Here is a 2,329-nt window from a genome sequence, read left to right as displayed (position 1 = left end):
AGCGCGACGGGCACGGCGACGGCGGCGGCAGCGGCGAGGTGGACGACGGTCGGGACACCCGCGGCGAGGGTGGCGGTCCCGGCGAGCGTCGCGACCGTGATGCCGACGCTCCACGCCGCGTGGCACCCGCTGAGGATCGGGCGTCCGATGCGTTGCTCGGCGCGGACCGCCGTGGCGTTCATGGACACGTCGAGCGCTCCGTTGGCCGCGGCGACCGCGGCGATCGCGGCGACGTAGGCGGCCGTGCCGGGGACCGCGCCCAGCAGTGCGACGGCGAGGGGGAGCGCGACGACCGCGACGCGGGCGACGGCTTCGGGGCCGACGCGGCGGAGCAGCGGCCCGAGCGCCTGCATCGTGGCGATCGCGACGGCGCCGAACAGCACGCTCGTGAGCCCGTAGGCCCGGTCGTCGAGGCCGTGCTCGACCTTGAGCGCGGCGGAGCGGACGACGAAGCCGCCGAAGGACAGGCCGCTGACGAGGAACAGCGCGGTCGTGGCGCGGTGCGTGGTCGGTGTGACGGTGAGGGTCATGCTCGGATGACGGGTGAGCTCGTGGCATCACGACATCCGGCACCTGCCGATGTCGCACCGGTGTCGCCCGTCGTCGACGGTCGTGATGCGCCGCCGCCCCCCGGAGGCGGACCTCCGAGGGGCGGCGGGTCGTGCGGTCGGTGCGGGCGTCAGCCGGTCGGGAAGCTGTCCGCCGTCACGATGCGGCTGCGGACGAACTGGCCGGACTGCGACAGCTGCGACGTGCCGTAGCTCGAGCCCGAGCAGGTGCCGGACCGGAAGGCCGCGCTGCTCTCGTTCGCGTCGGAGTACGTCCAGTTGACGTGGCTGATCTTGAGCGAGTCGAGCAGGTCGAGCCACGCGGTGGACGACTGGATGTCGACCGTGCCGCCCCCGGTCGCGCTCGTGGTGCCCCACTCGGACACGAACAGCGGCAGCTTGCCCGCCGCGTTCCGCACCTCGTTGCGGTAGCTGTCCAGGTGCGACGCCGCGTAGAAGTGGAAGGTGTACATGATGTTCGTGAACGCGAGCGGGTTCGCGACGATCTCCGCCGACGTCGAGCCGTTGGAGACGCCCAGCGACGACCAGCCGCGGGTGCCGACCAGGATCACGGCGTCGGGGTCGGCGGCGCGGATGATCGGGATGACCTGGTTGGCGTACGTGCGGATCTGCTCCCACGAGACCCCGTTGGGCTCGTTCGCGATCTCGTAGATGACGTTCGTCTTGGCCGCGTTCCGGCTCGCGACGTTGCGGAAGAACGTCTTGGCGTTCTCGAGGTTCACGTTCGGGTCACCCGGCGTGAGCGTGTGGAAGTCGATGATCGAGTACATCCCGCGCTGCTCGGCCTGGTCCACGAGGCTGTTGACGCGCGACGTGAAGCCGGCCGGGTCCGTGACGTAGCCGTCCTCGTTGACGTACATCGCGATGCGCAGGACGTCGGCCTTCCAGTCGTTCGCCAGGGTGTCGAGCGACGCGGTGTTGTAGCACTTCGCGAACCACTGCAGCCCGTGCGTGCTGACGCCGCGGAGCTGGATCGGCTTGCCGTACTGGTTGCAGAGGTTGACGCCGCAGACGCGCAGCTGGCCGTTGATCGCGACGGGCGTCGTCCCCGTCGGCGGCGGGGGAGTCGTGGTCTGCGTGGGGGTCGGCGTCGGGCTCTGCGTGGGCGACGTCGTGGGCGTCGGCGTGCCGGTGGTCGAGCCCGTGCACGCGACGCCGTTGAGCGTGAACTGGGTCGGGACGGCGTTCGACCCGCTCCAGGTGCCGTTGAACCCGAAGCTCGCGGTGCCGCCGGTGCGGACCGCGCCGTTCCAGGCGACGTTGCGTGCCGTGACGGCGCTGCCGGACTGGGTGACCTCGGCGTTCCAGGCCTGCGTGACCTTCTGGCCCGACGGGAACGTCCAGCCGACGGTCCACGACGACACCGGGTCGCCCAGGTTCGTGACGGTGACGTTGGCCCCGAAGCCGGGGTTCCACTGGTTCGTGATGGCGTAGTCGACCGTGCAGCCGGCCGCGGCCTGTGCCGACATGGCGGTGATCGCGCTGATCCCCGACATGGCGAGCACCGCCGCGGACAGCAGCGCGGCGACTCTCGTGCGCTGGGACATGGAGCTCCTCGTGCGTGGTGGGGTGCGACACGGCCGCGTCCACCGGCGAGGTGCACGACCGCTCGTGAGGAGGGTGCGCCCGTCTGCGCTTGACCGCTACAGCGGCGGCCCGTCCAGGCGCGAGGTAAACGTTTCAGCCACGGTCGGGTGACAGCGGTGCGACGGTCGGCAGGGCGCGCGCGGGCCCGCTGCGGGGCGCGGTGCCGGACGGCC

The 2,329-nt window shown here is 71.7% G+C and carries 2 protein-coding genes; both read right to left on the bottom strand.

Translation table 11 applies throughout. The annotated features are described in order from the left end of the window. The coding region (locus HGA02_RS16615) for an MFS transporter (RefSeq protein ID WP_168680237.1) at positions 1-530 on the bottom strand (530 nt) is incomplete at its 3' end. A 149-nt stretch (positions 531-679) separates the two neighbouring features. Then, positions 680-2,116 carry a cellulase family glycosylhydrolase gene (locus tag HGA02_RS16610; protein WP_168680236.1) on the bottom strand — a complete coding sequence of 479 codons (1,437 nt, stop codon included), beginning with the start codon at positions 2,114-2,116 and terminating at the stop codon, positions 680-682. Positions 2,117-2,329 lie beyond the last annotated feature (213 nt).

The sequence above is a fragment of the Cellulomonas septica genome (assembly GCF_012396155.1).
GTDB classification, from domain to species: Bacteria; Actinomycetota; Actinomycetes; order Actinomycetales; family Cellulomonadaceae; genus Cellulomonas; species Cellulomonas septica.
This window is presented reverse-complemented; position numbering and strand designations above follow the sequence as displayed.

What these genes read in the sequence shown, in the direction of transcription:
- HGA02_RS16610 (WP_168680236.1), bottom strand. Translation starts at nt 2,116, where the DNA reads ATGTCCCAGCGCACGAGAGTCGCCGCGCTGCTGTCCGCGGCGGTGCTC.